This is a genomic window from Halopseudomonas maritima, from assembly GCF_021545785.1.
Classification (GTDB): Bacteria; Pseudomonadota; Gammaproteobacteria; order Pseudomonadales; family Pseudomonadaceae; genus Halopseudomonas; species Halopseudomonas maritima.
Genome location: NZ_CP079801.1, coordinates 3,393,964 through 3,419,925 on the forward strand (window position 1 = coordinate 3,393,964; position 25,962 = coordinate 3,419,925).

Consider the following 25,962-nt stretch of genomic DNA (forward strand, 5'->3'; position numbering starts at 1 on the left):
CAGGCTCAGCTCCGCTGTTTAGCCTGCTCGATCATGTCGGCGACGCTGCGTGCCTCGATACGGTCGGTGTCGAACAGGTTTTCCAGGTCGGCGCGGGCCTGACGGGCGGTCTGCATCACGGCTGCTGCATCGTCATAGACGGCGTGCTGGGCCGCCAGTACCTGCTCGTCGTGCCTGCGGAAGCGCGAGAGGCGCGAGTCGGCCTGCTCATCACTCAGCCCCAGGCCGGTCAGAATCTGCCTGCTCATCTCCAGGCTGGAGTGAAAGGTTTCGCGTACTGCCAACACGTTCAGGTCAATCAGCTTGTGCACATGCTGGCGGTTGCGGGCACGGGCGATGATGGTGATCTTCGGATACAGGCGGCGCACGGTTTCGGCGGTGCGCAGGGTGACGTCCGGGTCGCTGCTGGTAATGATAAAAAACTGCGCCTTGTCGACCTGGGCCGCGCGCAGGATGTCTGGGCGTAGCGGATCGCCGTAGTAAATCGGCATGTCGGTACTGATACTGCGCGACAATTCGATACTGTCTACCGAGGTATCCAAAGCAACGTAGGGCACGCGCTGGGCACGCAATACCCGAGCGATGATCTGACCCATACGCCCCATGCCGGAGATCACGACCCGTGGCGCGTCGGCGTCGATTTGCTGGTACTCATCGGGCACTGCGCGCGGTGCTGCCTGGTCCTTGGGCAGCAGCGCGGCCAGCAACAGAATGAGCAATGGCGTTACCGCCATCGACAGGGTAATTGCCAGTATCAGCAGGTTGTTTTGGGTGGGGCTGAGCAACTGATGGGTACTGGCCAGCTGAAACACCACAAAGGCAAATTCGCCGCCAGCGGCCAGCACCAGGCCCAGTCGCAGCGCGCTGTGTCGCCCCAGGCCACCGGCCAAACGGCCGGTCAGGTAGATGAGCGGCAGTTTCAGCGCAAGGATCAACGCGGTCAACAAGGCGACGGACAAGGGGCTGCTTTGCAGCAGCGAAATGTCGGCCCGCATGCCTACGGTGATAAAGAACAGCCCCAACAGCAGCCCCTTGAAGGGTTCGATCTGCGATTCCAGCTCATGGCGGTACTCCGAGTCGGCCAGCAGCAGACCGGCCAAAAAGGCGCCGAGGGCCATGGAGACGCCCACCGACTCCATTAGCCAGGCCGTGCCGATCACCACCAGCAGGGCCGTGGCGGTGGAGACTTCCTGCAGCCCGGTACGGGCCACTACGCGGAACACCGGGCGCAGCAGGTAACGGCCGCCAACAATGATCACGGCAATGCTGCCGAGCACCTTGATGGTCTGCAGCAGCAGGCTGCTTTCGCCGCTGCTGTCGGGCTGAACGCCGAGCAGCGGGATGAGGGCGATCAGCGGAATGGCGGCCATATCCTGAAACAGCAGCACGGCGAATGCCTGGCGGCCGTGGGCGCTGGTCAGCTCGCGGCGCTCGGCCAGCAGCTGCAGGCCGAAGGCGGTGGATGACAGCGCCAGGCCCAGACCCAGCACCAGTGCAGTGGCCGGCGGCTGTTCGAATAGCAGCAGGGCCAGCAGGCCGATGACGGTGGCGCACAGACCGACCTGTAGCGAACCGGTGCCGAACACCGCGCGGCGCATTACCCACAGCCGGCGCGGCGACAACTCCAGGCCGATGATGAACAGCAGCAGCACTACTCCGAGCTCTGACACATGGCTGATGTCTTCCGGGTGTGGTACCAGGTCCAGCGCCCCGGGGCCAATGATCACACCTGCGGCCAGATAGCCGATCACTGCGCCCATCCGCAGGCGCTTGGCCAGCGGCACGGCGATGACGGTGGCGAGCAATAGAACGACGATAAGCTGAAGGACGCTGCCGGAAGGGTTCATATGCGGAGGTACCTGAATAGCGGGAAACGACAACCCCAGTTTAAGTGACGGTGCTGACGCCGTGGCGGAAAATTTGCCGCGCTGCTGGGCAAAGCTGCTACTGTGCCGCGGACAGGACAGGGTGGGAGTATCGCGGTGACCGAATGGCGAGGCTATCTGCAGCAAATGGGGTGGTGGCTGGCCCACCGCCTTGGGCGCGAGCCTGAACGCTTGCTGGCGCGTGAACAGGATGCGCTGGGTGAGTTGCGGGTAACGCAGGCGGGCGAGTTACGTTACCTCTACTTTGGGGCGGAGACTGAACAGAGCTGCGCGCTGATTGGCGACCCCGCCTGGCTGGAGTACGACTACACCCGCGCGATGCTGCTGGCGGGCTTCTGGCTGCCGCAGATTGAGCGGGCACTGGCGCTGGGGTTGGGGGCAGGCAGCCTGGTCAGTGCGGTGCTGCAGCATCTGCAACCGAAGCAGATACGTGCGGTCGAGCTCCGCCCCGCGGTGGTGGCGCTGGCCCGGCGCTGGTTTGCCCTGCCGGAGGTGCCCGAACTGCAGGTGGTGGTGGCAAGCGCCGAGCAGTACATGGCGTCACTGACCGAGCCGGTGGACCTGCTGATGCTCGATTTATACCTGGAAGACGGTATTGCCGGCGCCCAACTGCATATGGACTTTTTGCAGCAGTGCCACGCGGCGCTACGCCCTGGCGGACTGATGGTGGTCAATCAGTGGCAGCAGGGCAGTAGCGGCAAGCCCTACGCCGTCCACCGTCTGCGCGAGCTGTTCGGCGAGCGCTACCTGCAGGTGGAAGTGGTGGAGGGCAACATCATCCTGTTTATTCCCCAGAGCGGTGAGTTGTCTCTGGACCGCCAGGCCATGAACGTCTGGGCCGACCGCCTTGCTCCACAACTGGGCTACAGCCTGCGCCCTTACATCGAGGTGATGCGGCGGGCGGGGTAGGGTCTGTTGACGTTTCGTTCACCCGCCTGCCGGAGGCCATTTTTCGGCCAGGCAAGGCGGAGGGAACGCTGTGTGGTCGCCCCACATAAGCGACCGGCAACGCAGCATGGCCGAAAAATGGCCCCGGCCCTGCGGGTGGGGCCGCCGAGGTTGCGCCTGTAACGCCGCCACTCGGCGTCGCTCGTCGCTCACGTGGAATGACCACAAAACGCCGGGAGCGTTTTTGTGCGCCAGCCCCGAAGGGGTGAAGCGCAGGGATGCGCTGAACACCCTACGCTTCTCGCTCCTTGATTGGCGGCTTTACAGGCTGCAACAGGCGGGTGAACGAAACGTCAACAGACCCTAGAGCTTCAGACCTGCTGGCTCTTGCCGGTAAAGTGCAGCGCATCGCCGCAACGCCGGCACAGATAGCGATTGCCCTTTTTGACCAGCGCATGGCGGCGTGCGGTAAAAGGCATGTGCTCCGGGCAGGCGCAGCGATACAGGTACTGGGTGCTGCGCCTGCGGGCCACGGCGTAGTTGTGGCAACGATCAGCCGGCAGCTCAAACAGCCCGGTCATCAGCGCCTGCCATTCGCGGCCGTGCGGGCGAATGCGGTGGCCGTACAACTGATGGGCAATCAGGTGAGCCACCTCGTGCGCAACGGTCTGCTGCAGAAAGTGCGCGCTGTTCTCCCGGTACAACTGGCCATTGAAGCGCAGCAGGTTGCGGTCAAGGTAGGCGACGCCGGCGCGCTGGCCGCGCAGATCCAGATGGATAGCGGGGCGTGCAAAGGTGCGTTGAAAATACTGTTCTGCCTTGGCGTAGCAGGCTTCGGTACGGGCGATGATACGCTCCATCAGAACACTGCGCTATCGAGTCCGGCGGCCATGTACATACCCAGCTCCTCGACCTGCTGTTCAAAGGCGTCCTGCCAGTCACCGCGCAGGGTCAGTGGCGTCTGCACCCAGTGCCAGCGCAGGCCGGTAACAATCGACTCGACCGCCCTGCGGGTGCCGGTGCCGTCCATCCCGGCGCGAATGTAGAGTGCACAGGGCAGGCCCTGTTTTTCTTCCAGCACGGGGTAGTAGCAGCGATCAAAGAAGTCCTTGAGCGCGCCGCTCATGTAGCCCAGGTTTTCGGTGGTGCCCAGGATGATGGCGTCGGCCTGCAGCACGTCCTCCGGCTGGGCCTCCAGCGGCGGCACCCAGCGGGCTTCCACGTGCTCGATATCCGGATGGCGTGCGCCGCGCAGCGCTGCCTCGGCCAGCTTGCGGGTGTTGGGCGAGGGCGCGTGCGCGACGATCAGGAGTTGTTTGGATGTCATGTCTATCGGCTATTCCACAGCCGTGCTACCGCGCGTTCGCTGCCCAGCCAGGCGACCAGCAGGCCGAGTGCCCCGAGCAGCCCGAAGACGGCCACGGGCAAGATGAAAAATGGATCGCTCCCGGCCGGCAGCAGCAGCCCCAGCGCGCTGGCCAGGGCGATAAACAGCAGACTCATGATGACCAGAATGGCGCGGCTTCTCGGCGCGTAATGGTACGGCGCGTCACCGGCTTCCAGCGGGTTGAGCAGGGGCGCGCAGAGGCGGCGTGCGTGGTCTTTAAGGGTGGCCATGGCGGGGCGAGATTCCTGTCTGCGAATGTCGGCCAGTGTAGCGTCATATGCCCGGTGTTTTGAAGGCACACAAGCCGGGCTGGTCAGTGCGACCCGGTTTGCGGTAGGGTGTTTACAGCTGAATATAAATAGTGCACATCAATTTACGCCCCCCAAACCCTGCCTGGACCCGACGCCACCAAGGAGACTCGGTTCCATGCTTCGACTTGTAGTACCCATTGCGGCCCTGCTGTGCGGCATCGCTCTGTTGCTGCTGGGTACCGGCCTGCTCAATACGCTGCTTGCCCTGCGCGGCAGTGCCGAAGGCTTCAGCGACCAGACACTCGGTCTGCTGGGCTCCGCCTACTTTGCCGGTTTTATTCTCGGTACCTGGTTATGTCCGCGGTTGATTCGCCGCATGGGGCATGTGCGTGCCTTTACCTTTCTTGCTGCAGCCGAGGCTGCCTGCGTGCTGATCCATCTGCTGTGGATGTTGCCTGGCGTCTGGTTGCTGCTGCGGGTGATGACCGGGGTGGCGCTGGTCGGTATTTACACCGTGATTGAAAGCTGGCTTAACACCCAGGCGCCCCCGGAGCGACGCGGACAGGTGTTCGCCTGCTACATGGCGATCAACCTGGGCTCGCTGGCGCTGGCCCAGCAACTGCTGAACTGGGACAGCCCGCTCAACTTCACGCTGTTTGTGATTGCCGCGATGCTGGTGGTGCTGGCGGTGATGCCGGTATCGGCCACCCGCCTGTCGCAGCCGGTGATCACCGATACCCCTGCCTTGTCGCTGCGCCGTCTCTGGGAAGCCGCGCCGGTGGCCTGTGCCGGGGCCTTGTTGTCTGGCTTGGGCATGGGCGGCTTCTGGGGGCTTGGTGCGGTTTACGCCACACGTATGGGCATGGACACCGCGCAGGTTGCCGGGTTTGTGTCGTTGGTGATTGTTGCCGGTGCGCTGGCCCAATGGCCGATGGGGCGGTTGTCGGACAGCATCGATCGGCGCCGTGCGCTAGTGATTATCGCCGGCAGCGCTGCGCTGGGCGGCCTGCTGATGGCGGCGCTCGGCCCGTTCGGACTGTGGCTGCTGCTGGGTGCAGCCGTGTTTGGCGCCGGCTCCTTCTCGGTCTATCCGGCCGTGGTGGCGCACCTGATCGATCATTTACACCAGGAAGATATTCTCTCGGGTAACGCGGCGCTGCTGATGCTGCACGGCGTTGGGGCAGCGATAGGACCGGCGTTGGCTGGCCTGCTGATGGGCGCGAGGCCCGTCGCGCTGCCGCTGTTCTTTGCGTTGATGTTTGCGCTGTGTGCCCTTTATGCCGGCTGGCAGTTGCGGGCCGGCCGTGACCGTATTGTCGATGGCGCCGCCCATCAAGTGCCCATGGTGCGTACCTCCACCGCTGTGCTGGAGATGATGCTGGAGGAGGCGGGCGGCGATGAGCCTGCTGCCGCTGCGCGCACCGATGGGCTCGCCGCTGAAACCGAGCTGGCGCCCGACACCGATTCCGATGCAACAGGGAGACCTCAATCATGATGTTGGCTACTGACCTGGATGGAACCTTTCTCGCTGGCGACCCGGACAATCGTCAGCGCCTTTACCAACTGATCAGCGCGCACCCGGGCATCACCCTAGTGTTTGTCACCGGCCGCGGCCTTGAAGTGGTGGTGCCGTTGCTCTCGGACCCGGCGATCCCGCAGCCCGATTACATCATTTGTGACGTGGGCGCGACCGTGGTGGATGGCAAGACCCTGCAGCCGGTCTACCCGGTGCAGAGCGAGATTGATGCGCGCTGGCCGGGCGAGCAGCTTATTCTGCAGAAGCTGGCCGCCTTTCCCGGGCTGGAGCGTCAGCAGGTGCCGCAGCAGCGCCGCTGTTCCTGGTTCTGTGAACCGGATGCGGTAACCGACGAGCTGCGCGCGGCTGTCGAGGCGCTGGATTGCGACCTGCTGTTTTCCGCCGGCATGTACCTGGACTGCCTGCCCCGTGGCGTCAACAAGGGCAGTACCCTGCAGCGTCTGGTCGAACATCTGGATGAGTCGCTGGACGATGTGCTGGTAGCGGGCGACACCCTGAATGACCTGTCGATGTATGAGCAGGGTTTCAAGGGCGTGTGCGTCGGTGAGTCGGAGGCCGCCTTGCTGGAGGCCACCGCTGACCGCGCCAAGGTACTGCACGCACGCCTGAGCGGCTGCGGCGGGATTCTAGAGGCGATATCGCATTTCGGCTTTCTCGGCCCGCTGGGCGTGGACTCGGAGCTGCGCGACCTGCAGATCAAGGGCAAGGCGGACCTGGTGATGGTGTATCACCGCCTGCCATACGAGGAGGTGGAGCAAGGCGGCAAGGTGATACGCCGTCCGCCGTCCTCGCCCAACGGGATTCTGCCGACGCTGCTGAGCTTTTTTGCTGGCGATCAGCAGGGTTCCTGGGTGGCCTGGTCGATCCATGACCCGCGCCGGCGCGAAGGCTTTGAGGTGCACACCAAGGTGGATGCCGAGCGCTACCCTAATCTGGTCGCCGCGCGGGTGGCGCTGACCAAGGACGACGTCGACGTGTTCTATAAGCGCTTCTCCAAGGAAGCCTTTTGGCCGACCCTACATACCTTCTGGGAGCGCGCCGTGTTCCGCGAGGAGGACTGGGCGGTATTTCTCAAGGTCAATCGCCTGTTTGCCGAGCGTACGGCCGCCGAGGCAGCGCAGGGCGCGGTGGTCTGGCTGCACGACTACAACCTGTGGATGGTGCCGGCGTTCTTGCGACCGCTGCGTCCGGATCTGAATATCGCCTTCTTCCATCACACCTACTTCCCGTCGGCCGACGTGTTCAACGTGCTGCCCTGGCGCCGCGAAATCATCGGCAGCCTGCTGCAGTGCGATTACATCGGCTTTCATATTCCCCGTCAGGCCGAGAACTTTGTTGATGTGGTACGCGGTGTCGCGCCGCTGGAGGTGCTGGAAGAGACCGGCTGTGCGCCGCGCTATCTGACCTACGGTTGCGCGGTAGGGCTGGATCGGATGGCCACGCGCATCAAGGTGCACGGCCGTGAGATCGGTCTGGGCGCGCACCCGGTCGGGCTGGATGTTGACCGAGTGCAACAGGTGCTCGACAGCGATGTGTGTCAGGAGCAGATCAGCCTGCTGCGCAAGGAGCTGGAAGGTATCCGCGTGGTGCTGTCGGTCGAGCGGTTGGATTACACCAAGGGCACCTACGCCAAGCTGCTGGCCTTTGAGGCGCTGCTGGAGGCGCATCCGGAGCTGATCGGCAGGGTCAGCCTGATCACCATCTGCGTGCCTGCAGCCCGCGAGATGACCATTTACGCCGAGCTGCTGGGGCAGATCGAGCAGGCGGTAGGGCGTATCAACGGACGGTTCTCGCGGGTGGGCTGGACGCCGGTACAGTTCTTCTACCGCGCCGTGCCCTTCAACCAGTTGGTGGCCTATTACCTGATGGCGGATGTGATGTGGATTACCCCGCTGCGTGACGGGCTGAACCTGGTTGCCAAGGAATACGTGGCAACCCAGGGGCTCTGTGGTGGCGCCGGGGTGCTGGTGCTATCGGAGTTTGCCGGTGCCGCCGCCGAGCTGCACGGAGCGCTGTTGACCAACCCGCATGATCCGCATGATCTGCGCGATGGTCTTTATATCGGGCTGACGCTGGGCAGGGCAGAGCGCGAAGCGCGGTTGCGGGAGTTGTTCGGGATAGTGCAGCACAACGATATTCGCCGCTGGGGCGATGAGTTCTTGCAGGCGGTACGTGGGGTGCACCGTGAGGCGCTGGAGCATAGCGACGAGGTGGCCTAGCCGCAAATGAACAGGGCCGGCCAAGTGGCCGGCCCCGTGGGCCAACAACGCGTCAGCGGTGTTATGGCAGTACCTGATTGATCTGGTACACGGTTGTGGTGCCGCTGACTTCGTGACCGACGATCAGCAGAGCCTCACCGTTTGGTGAGTCCTCGGCAGAGACAAACACCAGACCTTCCGGCCCCAGATCGCCGGCATCGGCCAGCACGGACTCGGTGTCTTCGGTGGTCCAGTCGGCGCGGGTGTTCAGGTAATCCAGCATTTCAGGGGCGGTCGGGTCGGTGACGTCCCAAACCATGACACCGCCCATGCGCTCCAGGCCGATGAAGGCGAAGGTTCTCTCGCCCAGTTGGCCGATAGTGACGCCTTCGGGCTCAGGGCCCTTGTTGTCACTGCGGTTATCGAATACGTCACCTTCATCATGGGTCGAGTTGAAGTAGTCGGCGCAGGGAATATCGCGGTTGGCGCCCAGCATGCACTCGGCGCTGGCGATGTACTGCTCAAGTGCATCACCTGAATCCCAGACCAGCGCGCCGTCGGCATCGCGAATGGAGAAGGAGCGAGCACCGTAGGCGTACAGGTTGTCGTACATCAGGCGGTCACCGGCGACGTTTTCATTGCCGGCAGCATCGAACATCACCGGGTTGCCGGCGTCGTCCTTGCGATAGCCATCGGTCCAGGCCACGGTCAGGCGGCCCAGGGTTTCGTCTTCACGGCAGTCGCCCGGGTCGGCAGCCGTCGCACCGCAGTAGCTGAAGGTGGTTGGGTTGAGCAGGGCGCCCGCTGCCAATGCACGCAGCTGCGGCGGCAGGTCGTCGCCGGCGCGGCGGTCAAAGCCGCCGGTGTGTAGCAGGTGCTTGGCGCGGAACTCCTCAACAAAGCCCTTGCTGGCATCACCGGCCCAGTAGGCGTCGTCATCCTCGCCCCAGGCGCGGGCGTCACCCTCGTTGGCGGTGACCAGGTAGGTGTTGCCACCTGCGCTGTAGGCGGCAATAGCATCAGGCTGGTACATGCCCAGCACACCGGGCCAGGTGGTGATGTTGATGGCGTCGTCTTTGTCGCTGGCATCAATGCCGTTGGCGGCCACACCGTGATCCTTGTAGCCCAACGGCAGGATGTCGGTGACGGTAGCGCTGGCGATATCGATCTTGGCCAGGGCGTTGTTCTCTTGCAGGGCAACCCAGGCGGTGGTGCTGTCCTCGGCGATGGCGATGTACTCTGGCTCCAGGTCCTGCTCGACACTGGCATTGGGGCCAAAGATGCGCACGCCGGCCTGTATCAGGGCGTCTTTCTGCGCGTTGAAGCTGCTGAAGGTGGCCGTTTTGACCTCGACGATCTCGTCGTCATTCAGGCTGAGAATGCTGATGGAGCCAACCGGGTCAACGCTGTAGTCGTTGCTGGGTTCGCCTTCGTTGGTGGTCAGCAGGTACTTGCCGTCCGGGCTGAAGGCGAGCATGTCGGGCTGCGCGCCAACCTGCTCGGAGCCCAGCAGCTCAAGGGTTGTTGCGTCATACAGGGCGACGTAGCCGTTAGCGGTCTTGGGGGAGGCTTCGATAGCCACCGCCAGGTAGCCGCCCTTGTAGGCAATGCTGTTAACCACTGCGCCAGCGGCAATGCTGGTGGCGGTCAAGGTCTCGAGCAGTGTTGGGTTGGCCGGGTCGCTGGCATCCAGCACGTCGACTGCGCCTTTTTGTGCATTGACGATGAAAATGCGCTTGTTGATCGGGTCAAAGGCCGGAATCTCGGCGGCGCTTTCAGCAAAGATGCCAGCACTGTAGCGACCCAGGAAGCTCAGGTTGATGCTGTCAGGGGTGACTACCGCTGGTGGGGCAACAACCTCGTCGTCATTGTCGCTGTTGCAACCGGCCAAGGCAGCCAGCATGGCGGTGGTGGTGGCGGCGAGTACCCATCTGTTCATTTTTTGTCTGTCCTTGCTGAATACGAATGAGGTGACATTGATACGCAGCCGCGATGACAGAGGCTTGTCGCTTTGATGGCAAACTGATGACGGACAGCAACGGACCAGGGGCTGTTACACTCCCGGTATGATTGAGGTTCAACCTGAAGACCTGCTACCGGCCAATTTCAGCGATGTATTGCTGGATCTGCTGCACGCTCACCCGCAAGGGCTTGGAGAGCATCACTTGCTGCAACTGCTGGCCCAGCGCTGGCCGGAGTCGTTGTTTGCCGAGCCAGGTGCTCTGCGTGACCCACTGCAGCTGTTCCGTTTGCACTTTCTGCTATTCAATCGCCTGTACCTGCTGGCAGATCAGTTGGCGCCAGCGCACCTGGCTCTGGACATCCATGTGCTGAAGATTGTGCTGCGCACGCGCGAGGCGGGCGCGGATGCCATTGAGCTGGCCGACCCGCTGCGGCGTTATTACCTGGACTGGGCACAGTGGCGCCAGACCAACGCCGACGACGTGCAACGACTGCTGGACAGCTTCTGGCAGGGGCGGGGCGCGGTAGCGGATGGGGAGGTAGATGAAGCGCTGGCGGTCATGGAGTTTACCGAGGCACCGACGCCAGCGGCGTTGAAGCGGCGCTACCGCAGCCTGCTCAGTCGTCATCATCCGGACCGTGGCGGCAGTACGGTGCGGGCGCAAGAGATCAACCGGGCGATGTTAATTCTGCAACGCTATTACGGTAAAACCTGAAGTCGCCAATCTCTCTAAGCAGGGTTTCATATGCTCAATGGTTTTTGACTATAGTCAACGCAGGGCATTGCTAAGGCGTGCCCGGGTCTCCGGCTGGGCATCGCTGGTCGGGGCTGAATAATAATGAGGAGGTCAGACCATGATCCATCACGTAGTGGGGTTGTTCACCCATCCTGACGAGGAGTGGAGGGAAATCAAGGGCGAGGACGAAAGCATTGGCCACATGTACCTCACCCACGTATTGCTGCTGGCGGCTATCCCGGCGGTGTCCGCCTATATCGGCACTACCCAGATTGGCTGGACCATCGGCACTGCTGAGGCGGTAAAACTGACCCAGGCCAGCGCTATGCAGATGACGGTGCTGTCGTATCTGGCGATGCTCGCTGGCGTGGCGGTAATGGGGGCTTTCATTCATTGGATGGCGCGCACCTATGATGCCAATCCGACCTTCAACGACTGCGTAATCTTTGCGGCCTATACCGCTACACCGCTATTTATTGCTGGCGTGGCAGCACTGTATCCGAGCCTCTGGCTGGGTATGCTGGTAGGCACCGCAGCGATCTGTTACACGGTCTACCTGCTCTATCAGGGCATTCCCATCTTTATGGACATACCCAGTGATGAAGGCTTCCTGTTCTCCAGTTCGGTGCTCGCGGTCGGATTGGTTGTCCTGGTGGCCATGATAGCGACCTCAGTCATCTTCTGGGGCTTTGGCGTGGGGCCTGTCTACCTGCGCTGAACCACCGGATCACCTTAGCTGTTCTAGGCTTGCCTGAGCCGGCATCAGCCCCCGTCAGTCGCACTGACGGGGGCTGATGTTTTTATGCTCAGCGCTTTCCAGTAAAATGCCGGCTTTTGCCAGACCGGTGCCCTGTCCATGAGTCGTCTCAGCGTCAACCAGAACAAGCTGCAAAAACGTTTGCGTCGCCTGACCGCCGAGGCGGTTACCGACTACAACATGATCGAGGATGGCGACAAGGTGATGGTCTGCCTGTCCGGCGGCAAGGACAGCTACACCATGCTCGACATGCTGCTGTACCTGCAAAAGGTCGCGCCGATCACGTTTGAGCTGGTTGCAGTCAATATGGATCAGAAGCAGCCGGGCTTCCCGGAAGAGGTACTGCCTGCCTATCTGGACAGCGTTGGTGTGCCGTACCACATCCTTGAGCGTGACACCTACTCGATCGTCAAGGAGAAGGTGCCCGAGGGCAAGACCACCTGTTCGCTCTGTTCGCGCCTGCGCCGGGGCAACCTGTATACCTTTGCCGATGAAATCGGCGCGACCAAGATGGCGCTCGGGCACCACCGTGACGACATCATCGAGACCTTCTTCCTCAACATGTTCTACGGCGGCAACCTGAAGGCCATGCCGCCCAAGCTGCGTTCGGATGATGGCCGCAACGTGGTCATTCGTCCGCTGTCCTATTGCAACGAGGCGGACATCGAGTCCTACGCCCAGCTGCAGGGCTTTCCGATCATTCCCTGCAATCTCTGCGGCTCACAAGAGAACCTGCAGCGTAAGGTGGTCAAGGATATGCTGCAGGGCTGGGAGCGCGCCACGCCAGGCCGGCTCGAGAATATCTTCCGCTCGCTCAAGCATGTGCAGCCCTCGCAGTTGGCTGATACCGCGCTATACGACTTTGTCGGCCTGCGTATCGATGAGCAGGCGGCGTCTCGTGTTCTGAACGTCATGAACCTCTGAAGGTGAGCTGTCGATGCGGGACTATCGCTGGTTGCACGAGTACTGCCTGAATCGCTTTGGCTCGGCGCAGGCGCTGGAGGCGCTTTTGCCCCAGCCGCGGACGGTTGATGAGCTGCGCGCAATGACCGATGACCGCTATCTGTCGACTATCGCCCTGCGGGTGTTTCGCGCCGGGCTAAAGCACAGCCTGGTGGATGCCAAGTGGCCGGCCTTTGAAGAGGCTTTCTTTGGGTTTGCCCCGGAGAAAGTCGTGCTGATGAGCGCTGAACATATTGAGCGGCTGATGCAGAACACCCGCCTGATTCGGCATCTGGGCAAGCTGCGCAGCGTGCCACGCAACGCCCAGCTGGTGCTGGATATTCGCGCCGAGCACGGCAGCATGGGCAACCTGATTGCTGATTGGCCGGAAGAGGACATCGTCGGGCTCTGGCGCCTGCTGGCCAAGCGGGGCGCGCAACTGGGCGGACAATCAGCGCCGCGTCTGTTGCGAATGGTGGGTAAGGATACCTGGGCTCCCAGCGAGGATGTGGTGGCCGCGCTGAAGGCGCAGGGTGTTATCGACAAGATGCCCAGCAGTCAGCGGGACCAGGCCGCAGCGCAGGCGGCCTTCAATGAGTGGCGCGCGCAAAGCGGGCGGCCCTTGTGTCAGTTGTCTGCCATGCTGGCGTTCACTGTGAACCATTGATCAGAAAAAGGCAGCTGATCTGTAGCTTGGCGCGGTAAGTTAAAGTAAATTCTTGACCTTGGGCGCTTTAGCGTCCATTTTTTAATCAAACCCCTCGGGCTGGAGGTTGCCGGATGCGGCACAGTGCGCTGTTGATCCTGTTTCTGACCGCTGTTCTGGCAGGCTGCTCCAGTGCGCCCAAAAGCCCCCCCGTCGCGGCACCCGCCCCCGTGCGTGCCTTGCCCTCGGTAACGCCTTCCGACTCCTCCCGGATTCTTGGTAATGACGTGGTCTTTCAGGCGTTTAGCCTGGTTGGTACCCCGTATCGCTGGGGCGGCAGTTCACCTGACACCGGTTTTGATTGCAGTGGCTTGATTCAGTACGTCTACCGCGAAGCGGCCGGCATGGACCTGCCGCGTACCACCTCTGACCTCTACAACCTCAAGGTAACCCGCCCGTCTGAAAGTGCCCTGGCGCCAGGCGATCTGGTGCTGTTTGCCATGAATGGTGGGCGGGTGAACCACGCCGGTATTTATATTGGTGAGGGGCGCTTTTTACATGCGCCCAGTACCGGTGGCGTGGTGCGCGTCGACGAGCTGGAGTCGTCGTTCTGGCAGCGCACGTTCAAGGGCGCACGCCGGGTGCTGGACGTGAATTGACCCAGACCTGCCCGTTTTGTCAGCAAGAGAATAGCTGCACGGCCAGTAGCGGTGACTGCTGGTGTTTCCGTCTTTCAGTTCCCTCCAGCATGCTGGCCCTGCTGCCGGCTGAAGCGCGCAACCGCGATTGCATCTGCCAGGCATGTGTAAGGGCCTGTCAGGCAGCCCCTGATGATTTCGCTGCTCGCGTCCGGCAGCGCTAGGCGGATTTGCGCAGTAACGTCACATCGGCGCCGATCAGCTCCAGCTCTGCCTGCCAGTGCTGCGCCAGCCAGCGAAAACTCTGTTCGCTGAAGAAGCTGATATGCGTCGGGTCGCTTTTGTAATGCCAGGTGCTGAAGGCCTCCGGGCTGGTTACGCGCTTGGTCATCAAGCCGAGCCAGCCGCCGGGCGTCAGGCAACGCCAGAGTTGCTCCAGCACCGCACGCGGATCAGCCAGATGCTCGACTACCTCGGTGGCGGTGATGAAATCCCACTGCTGTTCAAGCGCTGCCGGGTTGGGGTGGTAATAGAGATCGTGCAGGGCGACCTGATGCCCTTGCTCACGCAGCATCAACGCGAGCGCAGGGCCTGGGCCGCAGCCAAAGTCCAGACCACTGCTGGCTGGCGGCAGGCGCTGCAGCAGCGGATCAGCCAGACGCGAGAGAAAGCGCCGGTAGCCCGGATCATCGGGGTGGTTTTCATGGCGGTCGTACTCGGCCTTTTCCTGCTCGGCAGTCAGCTGCCAGGGTGCGGGGACATGCACCATCAAACACTGCTCGCATTGCCAGTAGCTGCGCTTGCGGTCGCTGAGCATCCAGTGGGTAGCTGCGCTGCAGAGCGGGCAGGGCAGGGTCTGGTGTGGCTCGATCACAGTGGCTTGATACGGTCTATCAGGCGCCCGGAGTCAGCCAGCTCCAGAAACTCGTCGCCCATGCGCTGGCTTTCGCTCATCGCCTTGCGCCAGTACTTCTCGCGGCCGTCGTTGTCGTAGACGTAGCGGTTGAAGTCCTTGCGGTCCGGCAGTTTGCGGTGTGGCAAGCGCTCCAGGTACTCGGGCGAGGGAGCGAGCAGCAAGACGTCACGCAGTTGCTGGGCGTTGTGTTTGCGCCAGGGAATGCTCTTGTCAAACCAGCCGGGGATGACCCGGTCAATGAAGTGCGGATACAGAATCACCCCGGGTGCGGTGTAGGGCAGGTCCAGATGGTAGTCGAGCAGGCCGCCGTCGCGGTAGACACCGGGCGCCGCCCCCGGAATCTCGCGCACCGCTTCCATCACCATGGGAATGGAACCAGAGGCCAGCAAGGCCGAACGCAGGTTCTCTGTGGTCAGCTCGACATGGGCGCTGGTGAAGTCACGTAACTCATCCAGTGCGGGCAATTGGCGCGGGTCGTGCAGAATGACCCTTTCAAAGAAGCGGCCAAGGTGGCGGCGCCCCAGCAGGTTGGCGCCAATCACGCCGCCCAGGCCAAGTGCCAGGCGGGTGCGCGAATCATCCCGCAGCAGGCCGCGGCTTTTCACCACGACGATGTTCAGGCGGTAGTGGGGGTTATTGAGAATGGCATCAAACTGCCCCTGCAGCAGCTCGTCGATCATCTGGCCGCAGGCCGCGCTGATGGTCTGGATGGTGACACCCTTGGGGAAGCGCATGGCGGTGTACAATTCGCCGAGCTGGCGCAAGGTGTGTACTGGGTCAGGCATGCAGGCGCTGGCAAAGCGCCAACTGCCGATGGAGGCGCCGATAAGACTGCGCGGCTGCGGCGCGCGCGGCAGCCATTCGCCGAACAGCGCCAGATCCAGCCCCTGGATGCCGAGTGCCTTGGGCCCGCCGGCGGCGCCTGGAATCATGTGCACGTCGGCAGGCTGTAGTCCCTGTTCGCGGATATGCTGAATGGCGCGCTGCCCTGCGCGGAGCGTCAATGCCGGTGCTTTAACCTGTATCGCTGTCATGCTGAGCGGGTTCCCTGTGGCTGCGCGCCCGATTTTAAGGTTGGTTTCAGCTGGTGGCTATAGTCTGTACCTGTCAGAAGGCGGTGCCGATAGGTTCGGCATCGCTCCACACAAAAGAGGAAATGACTATGTACAAGCAACTTGTTTCGCTGTCTTGCGCCGCCATCCTGGGTCTGGGTAGTGCCGCCGTGTTGGCAGATGACGATGTCCGCATGGACGAAGTACCGGGCCTGGTTGAGCAGGGCACCATCCAGTCACTGGAAAGCCTGAATGAAAAGGCACTGTCAGTGCAACCCGGTACCATTACCGACACCGACCTGGACAAGCACTATGGCCGCTATGTCTACGAAGTTGAAATCCGTGATGCCCAAGGGCAGGAGTGGGACATTGACCTGGATGCGAGCAATGGCGAAGTACTGGAACACCGCCGCGACGACTGATCCACGGCCCAGCGGCCGCCTGTTGTTGTGTGCGCTGGTGCTGATCCCGCTAGGTGTCAGCGCGCGCGATCTGAGTCAGGATGAGGCGCTGGCATTGACCGAACAGGGGCACATCGTGCCCCTGCAGGTGTTTGTAAATGACGCGCTGCAGCGCTTTCCAGGCCGCTTGCTGGAGGCTGAGCTGGAATTGGACGATGACCGCTACATTTATGAGATTGAGGTGGTGACGCGCACCCGGCGGGTTATGGAGCTGGAGTACGATGCGGTTACTGGAGATCTGCTGGATGTGGAAGAGGACGACTGATGCGGCTGCTGCTGGTTGAGGATAACGTAGCACTGGCCGAGAGCCTGCTGGCCGTGCTCAAGCGCGCGGGCTATGCAGTGGATTGGCGGGCCGATGGACGTGACGCCTTGCTGCTGGGTGAGCAGGAGCCCTACGATCTTGCCATTCTCGATCTGGGCCTGCCGGGTCTGGATGGGCTTGAGATTCTGCGACGCTGGCGTGCGGGCGGCAGCGCACTGCCGGTGCTTATATTGACCGCGCGCAGTCGCTGGACTGAACGGGTAGAGGGATTGCAGGCTGGCGCCGACGACTATCTGACCAAACCCTTCCACAATGAAGAGCTGGTGCTGCGGGTGCAGGCGTTGCTGCGCCGTGCCCACGGTCGCGAGCCGCAGGCCATGCTCAGCGCGGCGGGTCTGCAACTGGATGAGGCGCATCAGCAGGTGGTGCGTGGCGGCGAAGCGCCAATTGGCCTGTCAGCCAGCGAGTTCAAGCTGTTGCGCTATTTCATGTTGCACCCGGGGCAGGTGTTGTCCAAAACTCGGCTGGCCGAGCACCTCTACGATTACGAAGACGAGCGCGACTCCAATGTTATTGAGGTGTTGATCAACCACCTGCGGCGCAAGTTGGGGCGCGGGGCCATTGAAACGCGACGAGGGCAGGGGTACGTGCTGGTAGGCACAGCCGAATGATGTCCATCAGCCGCCGCTTGACGCTGAGCCTGGTGCCGCTGCTGCTGATCAGTTTGCTGCTGGTTGTGCAGGGCAGTGTCTGGTTGTATGACCGCGCGCAACGCAACTACCTGACGCTGCTTTTGCAGCGCGAGACTGACAGCCTGCTGGCTGCGCTGACCGCTGGCAGCGACGGGCTCTATCTGGACATGGACAAGGTTGACCCTGACTACCGGCGCCCCTACTCGGGGCGCTATTTCGTGGTGCAGGGCAATGAGAAGTGGCGCTCACGCTCGCTCTGGGACCAGCGCCTGCCGCTGCCGGGTGACGGCCTGCAAAGCGACCTGCTGCCGGGCCCGAGCGGTCAGGAGCTACTGGTGTGGTCGGGTGAGTACCTGAAGTCGGGGGAGCGTCTGACCATCAGTGTGGCCATCGACTACCAGCCCCTGCTAGGCGAGTTTCGCCGTGCAAGCTGGTGGCTCAGTGGTTTGGGGGTGCTGGTGGTGCTGCTGGCGGCGGGCGTACAACATTGGTTGCTGCGGCGTTCGCTCAGGCCGCTGCAAAGTGCCCAGCGCGAGTTGGCCGAGTGGCGCAGCGGTGAGCGGCTGCAGCTGAGCGAGCAGGTGCCGGAGGAGCTGGCGCCATTGGTCAGCGAGATCAACCATCTGGGGCAGCAGGTCGAAGCCTTGCTGGAGCGCGCGCGCAACAGCGCCGGCGACCTGGGCCACGCGCTCAAGACGCCACTGGCGGTGATCGAGAGCCGGCTGGACAGCCTCACCGCACAGCTGCCTGCGCAGCAGCGAGACGAGCTGCAAACGCAGGTGCAGGCCATGCGTACCCAGCTGGAACGTACGCTACAGCGCGCCCGCCTGGCGCCCGACCAGTCCCGTGGTCAGCGCTTTGCTCCCGACGCTGACCTGAACGCGCTGGTGCAGACACTGCAGCGCCTCTATCCCGGCGGCCCGCACATCAGCCTCGAGGGCGAGCTGTCCGCAGGCTGGCCGTTTGACCGCGAAGACCTGTTGGAGCTGCTGGGTAATCTGCTGGACAACGCCTGCAAGTGGGCGCGTGCGCAGGTACGGGTAGGATGGCAGTTGGGTGCGGCGCAGTTGACGCTGGAGGTAGCAGACGACGGCCCCGGCATTGATCCAGCCGCGCGTGATCAGGTGCTGGGCCGCGGTGCGCGGCTGGACCAGCAGGCACCCGGCCACGGCCTGGGGCTGGCCATTGTGCGGGATATGGTGGCGACCTATCAGGGCTCGCTGGCTCTGGAGCAGGCGCCGGAGGGCGGCCTGCTGGTACGCATCAGTCTGCCACGCCAGCGCCGCCGTGGGCTTGATTGATCAGAGTGCCGATGCGTCGATGTCGACCAGCAGCAGGTGACGACTGTCGTCGATGAACAACCCTGAAGTCATGCAATACTGGTTGGTGGTGGCGTCGCGGTAGCGATTGGAGAGGATCACGCGGCTGTCTTCGCCAGCTTCGGCCAGAATCTGGTAGAAGTACGGCCGCCAGGACCAGTTGTGGTCCAGGTAGCGCGGGTCGGTTTGCCAGCTGCCGTCGCGCCAGTCGAAGTTGGGGGAAATCTGCGTGCCCTCGGCGTCGCACAGGAAGCAGCGCAGCAACCAGGGGTAATCGCGTGGGTCAGGCAGCTTTGACGGCTGTGCGCCCTGACGAAGCCACTGGCGCAGCTCCGCGAACAGGTCTGCCAGTGAGCGGCGCAGGTTGGCCAGCTTTTCGCGCTCAGCCAGCTTGGCGCGTACGTAGTGGTCGCGCATTACCGAGAACTGCTGCTGCACGGCATCGCTGGGCAGAAAGTTTTCTTCCGGGCGGCCAAACAGGTAGCCCTGTACGTAGCGGGCGCCGCACTCCAATGCAAAGTGCAGCTCCTGTTCGGTTTCTACCCCTTCGGCGATGATCCAGCAGCCACTCTTTTCAGCCATTAGCGCCAGCGCGCGCACAAAGTCGCCACTGTTGCTGTTGCCCGCGGCAGCCTGACGGAATAGCTGAATGTCCAGTTTGAGGATGTCCGGCTCCAGCGCCAGTACGCGGTCGAGCATGGAGTAGCCGGCTCCGAAATCGTCAATGGCGATGCGGATACCGGCGCTGCGGTAGCGCTGTACCACCTCACGCAACTGCTCGATGCTGCCCTGCAGTTCAGTTATCTCGAACACCACCTGATCGGTTGGCAGCGCCAATTCATCCAAGAGTTGCAGGCTGGGCAGCGGCTTGCCGGGCTGCAGCTGGCTGATCCAGGCCGGTGAGATGTTGAGGCTTAAAAAACCTTCAGGGCTGTCGCGAAAGCGTTCCAGCGCCTGGCGCCGGATGCTGCGGTCCAGTTCCAGCAAATCACTTTGGGATACAGCCGGGTCGGTAAACAGAGGGCCTGCGCTGCTGATGTTGCCCTCCTCATCGCGCAGTCGCGCCAGCGCTTCGTAGCCGGCAATGCGGCCGGTGGCAGTATCGATCAGAGGTTGGAAATAGGGCAGGGGCTGGCCTGTGAACACATCATTCTCCGGGGTCGGGACGTCGGGCGCTGACAGTATGCAAGATTATAGCCAAGCAGCCGGAAGCTGCCGCAGGTCTGGATTGGGCAGCTGCTGGCGCTGTCATGAAAGTGTCATTGAGCGCTTTCAGTGCACGATTCTGCCTATTTGGTATGACGATTGCACTAATCAGGGGAGTCGGTCTTGTGGTGCTGCGCCAACATGGTGCCAGTGTGTTGGCGAGTGTCCCAGGGTTTTCGGCTAAGTCAATGAAATACAAATATAAATTTAACAAACCCCGCTAGCTGGGTTGCGTTGTTTAGCAATCGCCCGTTTAGCGTATCGCACCAAATGCGCACACCAAACCGTGTTGTGCACGCATGAGGTGCATTTTGTTTGCAAGAGGCTGCTTGAATGGAAAACCTGCACAGCGCCGTTGAAACCCTGGTTCACGGTGCAAACACCCTGTTTATTCTGATGGGCGCGATCATGGTTCTGGCCATGCACGCCGGCTTTGCCTTTCTTGAGGTAGGTACGGTGCGGCAGAAGAACCAGGTCAACGCGCTGTCGAAGATTATCAGCGACTTCGCCATCTCCTGCCTGGCGTATTTTTTTATTGGTTACTGGATCGCCTACGGCGCAACCTTCTTTACCGATGCGGCTACGCTGTCGCAGAACAATGGCTATGCGCTGGTCAAGTTCTTCTTCCTGATGACCTTTGCTGCGGCGATTCCGGCCATTATCTCGGGCGGTATCGCCGAGCGTGCCAAGTTCGCCCCGCAGCTGTGCGCGTCACTGTTGATTGTCGGTGTGGTCTATCCGTTCTTCGAAGGTATCGTCTGGAATGGTAACTATGGCTTTCAGGGCTGGCTGGAGGCGACCTTTGGCGCCGGTTTCCATGACTTTGCCGGCTCGGTGGTAGTCCATGCCGTCGGTGGCTGGATCGCGCTGGGTGCTGTGCTGCTGCTGGGTGCGCGTAACGGCCGTTATCGCGGCGGCCACGTAGTCGCCATGCCGCCCTCCAATATCCCGTTTCTGGCGCTGGGGGCGTGGATCCTGACCATCGGCTGGTTTGGCTTCAACGTGATGTCGGCGCAGACGCTCGATGGCATCAGCGGCCTGGTGGCGGTCAACTCGCTGATGGCGATGGTTGGCGGCACGCTGGTGGCGTTGCTGGTGGGGCGTGCTGACCCGGGCTTTATCCATAACGGCCCGCTGGCGGGTCTGGTTGCGGTGTGTGCGGGCTCCGACCTGATGCACCCGTTGGGCGCCCTGGCTACTGGTGCGGTGGCTGGTGGCCTGTTTGTCTGGACCTTCATCCTCACCCAAAACCGCTTCAAGATCGACGACGTTTTGGGTGTCTGGCCGCTGCATGGCCTGTGCGGTGTGTGGGGCGGTCTGGCGGCGGGTATCTTCGGCACCGAGGCGCTGGGCGGTCTGGGTGGTGTGAGCTTTATGTCGCAGTTGATCGGCTCGCTGGCCGGTGTGGTGGTTGCCTTTGTTGGCGGTCTGCTGGTCTATGGCCTGATCAAGTCGGTTGCCGGTCTGCGCTTGAGCGAAGAGGAGGAGTACCAGGGCGCTGACCTGTCGATCCACAAGATTGGGGCGACCTCCGACGACTGATCGTGCGCAGTCATGTGCAGCCGTAGGGCGGACAATGCCGCAGGCTTGTCCGCGTGGCACAGCGCAGAAGCCATAAAAAAACCGGGCAGCGTTGCCCGGTTTTTTGTGTCCGCAAGCAGCGGCGACTTATTCTTCCAGACCACCCATGGCGGTGATGTTGAAGCCACCGTCCACGTAGGTGATTTCACCGGACATACCGGAGGCCAGGTCGGAGCAGAGGAAGGCGCCGACGTTGCCGACCTCTTCGATGGTGACGTTGCGACGCAGCGGGGTTTGCGCGGCGTTGTGGGCCAGCATCTTGCGGAAGCTTTTGATGCCGGAGGCCGCCAGGGTGCGAATTGGGCCGGCAGAGATAGCGTTTACGCGGGTGCCTTCCGGGCCCAGACTGGTGGCCAGGTAGCGAACACCGGCTTCCAGACTGGCTTTGGCCATGCCCATGACGTTGTAGTTGGGCATGGTGCGCTCGGCGCCCAGGTAAGACAGCGTCAGCAGGCTGCCGTTGCGGCCTTTCATCATCTCGCGGCCAGCCTTGGCCAGGGCTACAAAGCTGTAGGCGCTGATGTCATGGGCAATGCGGAAGCCTTCACGGGTGGTGACTTCGGCGAAGTTGCCGTCCAGCTGGTCACCCGGGGCAAAGCCGACTGAGTGAACGATGCAGTCCAGGCCGTCCCACTTCTTGGCCAGTTCGACGAACACCTGTTCGATCTCGGCGTCGTCGGCCACATCGCAGGGGAAGCACAGCTCAGGACCGGAGCCCCAGCCGGCCGCGAATTCTTCAACCCGGCCTTTCAGCTTTTCGTTCTGATAGGTGAAGGCCAGTTCGGCGCCCTCGCGGTGCATGGCCGCGGCGATGCCGGAGGCAATGGACAGTTTGCTGGCTACGCCAACGATGAGTACGCGCTTTCCGCTGAGAAATCCCATAGTGCTTTCCTGTTTAGTGCATGGCCGTATCGGCCCTGTTATCGGTTTGCGGCAGGGCAAAGGCCGCTTCCAACAGCTGCCGCGTATACGCGTGCTGCGCAGAAGCGAAGATGTCGCCTGCCGGTCCCTGTTCTACTACTTCGCCCTGGCGGATCACCATCAACTGATGGCTGAGAACCTTGACCACTGCCAGGTCGTGACTGATAAACAAATACGTCAGATTGTACTTCTGCTGCAGATTGCGCAGCAGCTCAACTACCTGCCCCTGTACCGTGCGATCGAGCGCTGAGGTCGGCTCATCCAGCAGGATCAGCTTGGGCTTGAGCACCAGTGCTCGGGCAATCGAGATCCGTTGGCGCTGGCCGCCGGAAAACTCGTGCGGATAGCGGTGCCGGGTCTCCGGATCCAGACCAACTTCCTGCAAGGCCTGAATCACCATCTGTTCACGCTCTGCCTCATTGCCGATGCGGTGAATCTCCAGCCCTTCGCTGATGATCTGACCGACGGACATGCGCGGGCTCAGACTACCGTACGGATCCTGAAAAACCACCTGCAGCTCGCGGCGCAGCGGGCGTACCTCCTGTTGGCTAAGCCCGTCCAGGCGCTTGCCGTCACATTCGATCAGGCCCTGGCTGTCGATCAGCCGCAGGATCGCCATGCCCAGCGTGGTCTTGCCCGAGCCGCTTTCACCGACAATGCCCAGGGTCTGCCCACGGGGCAGGCTGAAGCTGATGTCGGTGACCGCCTTGACGTGATCAACGGTACGTCGCAGCACGCCTTTTTTGATCGGAAACCACACCCGCACCTGCTCCGCCCGCAGAATATCCTCTGCATTCGGATCGACCGGAACCGGCTCGCCGCTCGGGTCTGCAGCCAACAGCTGACGGGTGTAGTCGTGCTGCGGCTTGCTGAACAGAGTAGCGCAATCGTTCTCTTCGACGACGTCTCCGCGATACATGACACATACCCGGTGGGCAATTTTGCGGACCAGGTTCAGATCGTGGCTGATCAGCAGCATGGCCATGCCGAGTTTCTGCTGCAGCTCCTTGAGTAGTTCGAGGATTTTCAGCTGTACCGTGACATCCAGCGCGGTGGTCGGCTCGTCGGCAATCAGCAGCTCCGGTTCATTGGCCAGCGCCATGGCGATCATCACGCGCTGGCGCTGGCCACCAGACAGCTCATGGGGGTAGGCGCCCAGGCGCTTGCGTGGCTCTGGAATGCCCACCAGCTCCAGCAGCTCCAGCGTGCGTTCGCGCGCCTGCGCCTTGTTCAGTCCCTTGTGCAGAGCGAGCACCTCACCAATCTGCCGCTCTACGCTGTGCAGCGGGTTGAGCGAGCTCATGGGCTCCTGAAAGATCATCGAGATGCGGTTGCCACGGACCTTGCGCAGCTGGTTTTCGCCAGCCTTGAGCAGGTCGCTGCCTTGAAACTCGATGCTGCCGCTGGGGTGTGAGGCGAGCGGGTAGGGCAACAGGCGCAGAATGGAGTGCGCGGTGACCGACTTGCCGGAGCCGCTCTCACCGACCAGCGCCAGGGTCTGGCCGGGCTGAATGTCAAAGCTGACATCCTTGACCGCCAGAACGCTGTCATCGCCCTGCCGGAAGGCGACGCTGAGATTGCGGATGCTGATCAAAGGTTGTTCGCTCATCTCATTTCCTTGGGTCAAAGGCATCACGCAGCGCTTCGCCGATAAACACCAGCAGGCTGAGCATCAGCGACAGCACGACAAAGGCGGTAATCCCCAGCCAGGGCGCCTGCAAGTTGCTCTTGCCCTGGGCAATCAGCTCGCCCAGCGATGGCGCGCCGGGTGGCAGGCCAAAGCCCAGAAAGTCGAGCGAGGTCAGGGTGATGACGCCACCGGTCAGAATAAAGGGGAAGAAGGTCAGGGTGGCGACCATGGCGTTGGGCAGAATGTGCCTGAACATGATCACCTGGTTGCTGGCACCCAGGGCGCGGGCGGCGCGCACGTACTCCAGATTGCGTCCGCGCAGGAATTCGGCACGCACCACGTCCACCAGTGCCATCCAGGAGAACAGCAGCATGATGCCCAGCAGCCACCAGAAGTTGGGCTGTACGAAGCTGGCCAGAATGATCAGCAGGTAGAGCACCGGCAGGCCGGACCAGACCTCGATGAAACGCTGGCCGAACAGGTCTATGCGCCCGCCGTAGAAGCCCTGCACCGCGCCGGCAATGACGCCGATGATCGAGCTGAAGATGGTCAGCGTCAGGGCAAACAGCACCGAGATACGGAAGCCGTAGATCACCCGTGACATCACGTCCCGCGCCTGATCATCGGTGCCCAGCCAGTTATCCGCCGAAGGCGGCGCAGGGGCAGGCACCTGCAGGTCGTAGTTGATGGTGTCGTAGTGATAGGGAATGGGTGGCCAGAGCATCCAGCCATCGCCTGCCTCGGTAATCAGCTCCTGCACGTAGGGGCTGCGGTAGTCGGCTTCGATCGGAAACTCGCCGCCAAAGGCGGTTTCCGGATAGCGTTTGAACACCGGAAAGTACAGCTCGCCCTGATAGCCCACGGCCAGTGGCTTGTCGTTGGCAATCAGCTCGGCGCCCAGGCTGAGGACGAATAGCACCATGAACAGGTGTAACGACCACCAGCCGCGGCGGTTGGCACGAAAGCGCGCAAAGCGGCGCTGATTGAGCGGGGACAGATTGAATAGACGCATGGATCAACCCTCCCGGCTGGAAAAGTCGATACGCGGATCGACCAGGGTGTAGGCGATATCGCCGATCAGCTTCACCACCAGACCGACCAGTGTGAAGATGTAGAGCGTGCCGAACATCACCGGGTAGTCGCGGTTGATCGCCGCTTCAAAGCCGAGCAGGCCGAGGCCATCGAGGGAGAAAATCACCTCGATCAGCAGCGAGCCGGTGAAGAAGATGCTGATCAGCGCCGACGGGAAGCCGGCAATGATCAGCAGCATGGCATTACGAAACACATGGCCGTAGAGCACGCGGCGCTCGGAGAGCCCCTTGGCGCGGGCGGTGACCACGTATTGCTTGCCGATCTCGTCGAGAAAGCAGTTCTTGGTCAGCATGGTCAGGGTGGCAAAGCTGCCTACCACCATGGCAAAGATCGGCAGCACCAGGTGCCAGAAGTAGTCGAGAATCTGCTCGCCGGTACTCATCTGCTCGAAGTTGTTAGAGGTCAGCCCGCGCAGCGGGAACCAGTCCAGATAGCTGCCGCCGGCAAACAGCACGATCAGCAGAATCGCCAGCAAAAAGCCGGGGATGGCGTAACCGACAATGATCAGCGAGCTGGTCCAGACATCAAAGGCGGAGCCGTGCTTGATGGCCTTGCGAATGCCAAGCGGGATGGAAATCAGGTAGGTCAGCAGGGTGGTCCATAGCCCCAGCGAAATGGAAACGGGCATCTTCTCCAGAATCAGGTCGGTGACCTTGGCGTCGCGAAAGAAACTGTCGCCAAAGTCGAACTGCAGGTAGCCCTTGATCATCAGCCAGAAGCGCTCATGGGCGGGCTTGTCAAAGCCGTACATGCGCTCGATCTCGGCGATGATGTCCGGGTCCAGCCCCTGGGCGCCGCGATAGTTGCCGCCGCTGGCCACTTCACTGCCGCCCCCGCCGACCCGGCTGGTGGCGCTGCCCTCAAAGCCTTCGAGGTTGGCAATCATCTGCTCGACGGGGCCGCCGGGTGCGGCCTGGATGATCAGGAAGTTGATCAGCAGGATGCCGAACAGGGTCGGAATAATCAGCAGCAAACGGCGAATGATGTAAGCCAGCATG

At 62.1% G+C, this 25,962-nt stretch carries 26 protein-coding genes; 14 read left to right on the top strand and 12 right to left on the bottom strand.

Annotated elements, in window-relative coordinates:
- Positions 1 to 5: 5 nt before the first annotated feature.
- Entirely contained in the window at positions 6 to 1,847 is a 1,842-nt protein-coding gene (locus HV822_RS15725; protein ID WP_238871127.1) for a monovalent cation:proton antiporter-2 (CPA2) family protein, read from the bottom strand.
- A 135-nt stretch (positions 1,848 to 1,982) separates the two neighbouring features.
- On the opposite strand from HV822_RS15725, the gene HV822_RS15730 reads away from it, so the two are divergent.
- The gene (locus tag HV822_RS15730) at positions 1,983 to 2,795 is read left to right on the top strand and encodes a methyltransferase domain-containing protein (RefSeq protein WP_238871129.1); all 813 of its coding nucleotides are present in this window, start codon (positions 1,983 to 1,985) and stop codon (positions 2,793 to 2,795) included.
- Positions 2,796 to 3,145: 350 nt separating this feature from the next.
- Here HV822_RS15730 and HV822_RS15735 read toward each other — a convergent pair whose 3' ends face one another.
- Genes HV822_RS15735 through HV822_RS15745 form a run of 3 tightly spaced genes read right to left on the bottom strand, consistent with a single transcriptional unit; the run spans position 3,146 to position 4,391 of the window.
- The gene (locus HV822_RS15735) at positions 3,146 to 3,634 is read right to left on the bottom strand and encodes a SprT family zinc-dependent metalloprotease (RefSeq protein WP_396264919.1); all 489 of its coding nucleotides are present in this window, start codon (positions 3,632 to 3,634) and stop codon (positions 3,146 to 3,148) included.
- Entirely contained in the window at positions 3,634 to 4,101 is a 468-nt protein-coding gene (locus tag HV822_RS15740) for a flavodoxin family protein (protein WP_238871130.1), read from the bottom strand. Before HV822_RS15740 ends, HV822_RS15735 begins: the two co-directional genes overlap by 1 nt.
- A 2-nt stretch (positions 4,102 to 4,103) precedes the next feature.
- Positions 4,104 to 4,391 (bottom strand): hypothetical protein, encoded by a 288-nt coding sequence (locus HV822_RS15745; protein WP_238871132.1) that lies wholly within the window; start codon positions 4,389 to 4,391, stop codon positions 4,104 to 4,106.
- Between the two features lie 196 nt (positions 4,392 to 4,587).
- Here HV822_RS15745 and HV822_RS15750 point away from each other — a divergent pair, with 196 nt between their 5' ends.
- Together HV822_RS15750 and ggpS are read left to right on the top strand one after the other, a co-directional pair.
- The gene (locus tag HV822_RS15750; protein WP_238871133.1) at positions 4,588 to 5,907 is read left to right on the top strand and encodes an MFS transporter; all 1,320 of its coding nucleotides are present in this window, start codon (positions 4,588 to 4,590) and stop codon (positions 5,905 to 5,907) included.
- Positions 5,904 to 8,168 (top strand): glucosylglycerol-phosphate synthase, encoded by a 2,265-nt coding sequence (ggpS, locus tag HV822_RS15755; RefSeq protein ID WP_238871135.1) that lies wholly within the window; start codon positions 5,904 to 5,906, stop codon positions 8,166 to 8,168. Before HV822_RS15750 ends, ggpS begins: the two co-directional genes overlap by 4 nt.
- Before the next feature lie 61 nt (positions 8,169 to 8,229).
- Here the strand turns inward: ggpS and HV822_RS15760 are convergent, their stop codons facing one another.
- On the bottom strand, positions 8,230 to 10,086 hold the full coding sequence (locus HV822_RS15760; RefSeq protein ID WP_238871136.1) for a choice-of-anchor I family protein: 1,857 nt from the start codon (positions 10,084 to 10,086) through the stop codon (positions 8,230 to 8,232).
- 127 nt (positions 10,087 to 10,213) lie between these two features.
- On the opposite strand from HV822_RS15760, the gene HV822_RS15765 reads away from it, so the two are divergent.
- From HV822_RS15765 to HV822_RS18250, 6 genes are all read left to right on the top strand, one after another.
- Positions 10,214 to 10,825, top strand: a complete 612-nt coding sequence (locus tag HV822_RS15765; RefSeq protein WP_238871139.1) for a DNA-J related domain-containing protein — start codon at positions 10,214 to 10,216, stop codon at positions 10,823 to 10,825.
- Positions 10,826 to 10,964: 139 nt separating this feature from the next.
- Positions 10,965 to 11,564 (top strand): Yip1 family protein, encoded by a 600-nt coding sequence (locus tag HV822_RS15770; protein ID WP_238871141.1) that lies wholly within the window; start codon positions 10,965 to 10,967, stop codon positions 11,562 to 11,564.
- A 138-nt stretch (positions 11,565 to 11,702) separates the two neighbouring features.
- Positions 11,703 to 12,527 carry a tRNA 2-thiocytidine(32) synthetase TtcA gene (ttcA, locus tag HV822_RS15775; protein WP_238871142.1) on the top strand — a complete coding sequence of 275 codons (825 nt, stop codon included), beginning with the start codon at positions 11,703 to 11,705 and terminating at the stop codon, positions 12,525 to 12,527.
- Between the two features lie 13 nt (positions 12,528 to 12,540).
- On the top strand, positions 12,541 to 13,212 hold the full coding sequence (locus HV822_RS15780) for a DNA-3-methyladenine glycosylase I (protein WP_238871144.1): 672 nt from the start codon (positions 12,541 to 12,543) through the stop codon (positions 13,210 to 13,212).
- A gap of 113 nt (positions 13,213 to 13,325) precedes the next feature.
- Positions 13,326 to 13,850 carry a C40 family peptidase gene (locus HV822_RS15785; RefSeq protein WP_238871146.1) on the top strand — a complete coding sequence of 175 codons (525 nt, stop codon included), beginning with the start codon at positions 13,326 to 13,328 and terminating at the stop codon, positions 13,848 to 13,850.
- Positions 13,847 to 14,053, top strand: coding sequence for a cysteine-rich CWC family protein (locus tag HV822_RS18250; protein WP_396264920.1), 207 nt, complete (start codon positions 13,847 to 13,849; stop codon positions 14,051 to 14,053). Before HV822_RS15785 ends, HV822_RS18250 begins: the two co-directional genes overlap by 4 nt.
- Here the strand turns inward: HV822_RS18250 and HV822_RS15790 are convergent.
- Together HV822_RS15790 and HV822_RS15795 are read right to left on the bottom strand one after the other, a co-directional pair.
- A complete protein-coding gene (locus HV822_RS15790) occupies positions 14,050 to 14,703 on the bottom strand; it encodes a class I SAM-dependent methyltransferase (RefSeq protein ID WP_238871148.1) in 654 nt (217 codons plus the stop codon). The genes HV822_RS18250 and HV822_RS15790 overlap by 4 nt on opposite strands.
- On the bottom strand, positions 14,700 to 15,779 hold the full coding sequence (locus HV822_RS15795) for a patatin-like phospholipase family protein (RefSeq protein WP_238871149.1): 1,080 nt from the start codon (positions 15,777 to 15,779) through the stop codon (positions 14,700 to 14,702). Before HV822_RS15795 ends, HV822_RS15790 begins: the two co-directional genes overlap by 4 nt.
- A gap of 128 nt (positions 15,780 to 15,907) precedes the next feature.
- On the opposite strand from HV822_RS15795, the gene HV822_RS15800 reads away from it, so the two are divergent.
- The 4 genes from HV822_RS15800 to HV822_RS15815 are packed head-to-tail and all read left to right on the top strand — an operon-like array spanning position 15,908 to position 18,516.
- On the top strand, positions 15,908 to 16,219 hold the full coding sequence (locus HV822_RS15800; protein WP_238871151.1) for a PepSY domain-containing protein: 312 nt from the start codon (positions 15,908 to 15,910) through the stop codon (positions 16,217 to 16,219).
- Complete coding sequence (locus HV822_RS15805; protein WP_238871153.1) at positions 16,185 to 16,523, top strand: PepSY domain-containing protein; 339 nt, start codon at positions 16,185 to 16,187, stop codon at positions 16,521 to 16,523. Before HV822_RS15800 ends, HV822_RS15805 begins: the two co-directional genes overlap by 35 nt.
- On the top strand, positions 16,523 to 17,194 hold the full coding sequence (locus HV822_RS15810) for a response regulator transcription factor (protein ID WP_238871154.1): 672 nt from the start codon (positions 16,523 to 16,525) through the stop codon (positions 17,192 to 17,194). Before HV822_RS15805 ends, HV822_RS15810 begins: the two co-directional genes overlap by 1 nt.
- A complete protein-coding gene (locus HV822_RS15815; RefSeq protein ID WP_238871156.1) occupies positions 17,191 to 18,516 on the top strand; it encodes a sensor histidine kinase in 1,326 nt (441 codons plus the stop codon). The genes HV822_RS15810 and HV822_RS15815 overlap by 4 nt, the downstream gene beginning before the upstream one ends.
- Here HV822_RS15815 and HV822_RS15820 read toward each other — a convergent pair whose 3' ends face one another.
- Complete coding sequence (locus HV822_RS15820; RefSeq protein WP_238871158.1) at positions 18,517 to 19,680, bottom strand: EAL domain-containing protein; 1,164 nt, start codon at positions 19,678 to 19,680, stop codon at positions 18,517 to 18,519.
- A gap of 393 nt (positions 19,681 to 20,073) precedes the next feature.
- Between HV822_RS15820 and HV822_RS15825 the strand changes: the two genes are divergently transcribed.
- Complete coding sequence (locus HV822_RS15825; RefSeq protein ID WP_238871160.1) at positions 20,074 to 21,282, top strand: ammonium transporter; 1,209 nt, start codon at positions 20,074 to 20,076, stop codon at positions 21,280 to 21,282.
- A gap of 126 nt (positions 21,283 to 21,408) precedes the next feature.
- On the opposite strand, the gene fabI is transcribed toward HV822_RS15825, so the two are convergent.
- Genes fabI through HV822_RS15845 form a run of 4 tightly spaced genes read right to left on the bottom strand, consistent with a single transcriptional unit; the run spans position 21,409 to position 25,961 of the window.
- Positions 21,409 to 22,203, bottom strand: coding sequence for an enoyl-ACP reductase FabI (gene fabI, locus HV822_RS15830; RefSeq protein ID WP_104737703.1), 795 nt, complete (start codon positions 22,201 to 22,203; stop codon positions 21,409 to 21,411).
- Positions 22,204 to 22,216: 13 nt separating this feature from the next.
- Positions 22,217 to 23,851, bottom strand: a complete 1,635-nt coding sequence (locus HV822_RS15835) for an ABC transporter ATP-binding protein (RefSeq protein ID WP_238871162.1) — start codon at positions 23,849 to 23,851, stop codon at positions 22,217 to 22,219.
- Position 23,852: 1 nt separating this feature from the next.
- The gene (locus HV822_RS15840; RefSeq protein WP_083728981.1) at positions 23,853 to 24,884 is read right to left on the bottom strand and encodes an ABC transporter permease; all 1,032 of its coding nucleotides are present in this window, start codon (positions 24,882 to 24,884) and stop codon (positions 23,853 to 23,855) included.
- A gap of 3 nt (positions 24,885 to 24,887) precedes the next feature.
- Entirely contained in the window at positions 24,888 to 25,961 is a 1,074-nt protein-coding gene (locus HV822_RS15845) for a microcin C ABC transporter permease YejB (protein ID WP_083728983.1), read from the bottom strand.
- Between the last annotated feature and the right edge of the window lies 1 nt (position 25,962).